This is a genomic window from Streptomyces hilarionis, from assembly GCF_024539675.1.
Taxonomy (GTDB): domain Bacteria; phylum Actinomycetota; class Actinomycetes; order Streptomycetales; family Streptomycetaceae; genus Streptomyces; species Streptomyces hilarionis.
Genome location: NZ_JAHHIT010000526.1, coordinates 1 through 367 on the forward strand (window position 1 = coordinate 1; position 367 = coordinate 367).

Consider the following 367-nt stretch of genomic DNA (forward strand, 5'->3'; position numbering starts at 1 on the left):
CGCTGGATGAAGCCATTGCCTTGGCCAACGACAGCGAATACGGCCTGACCTCGTCGGTTTACACCCGCAATCTGAGTGCCGGGTTGAAGGCCGCCCGCGAACTCGACTTTGGCGAGACGTATATCAACCGCGAAAACTTCGAAGCCATGCAGGGCTTCCATGCCGGTACGCGCAAGTCCGGGATTGGTGGGGCGGATGGCAAGCATGGGTTGTATGAGTTCACCCATACCCATGTGGTGTACATCCAGGAGTGAATGATGGCCGGGCGTGAAAGCGCCCGGCTTCTACACGTGGTGATCTGTGTTTGTGCTCAAAACACCTCGTTGGGCTGCACGATCCCGTGCTTTTTCATTTTGCGATACAGCGT

1 protein-coding gene is annotated in these 367 nt (G+C 56.7%); it reads left to right on the top strand.

What is annotated here, in order from left to right:
- Positions 1-254: aldehyde dehydrogenase family protein (locus KMS84_RS44120; RefSeq protein WP_256921462.1), on the top strand; the 254-nt coding region annotated here is incomplete at its 5' end.
- Positions 255-367 lie beyond the last annotated feature (113 nt).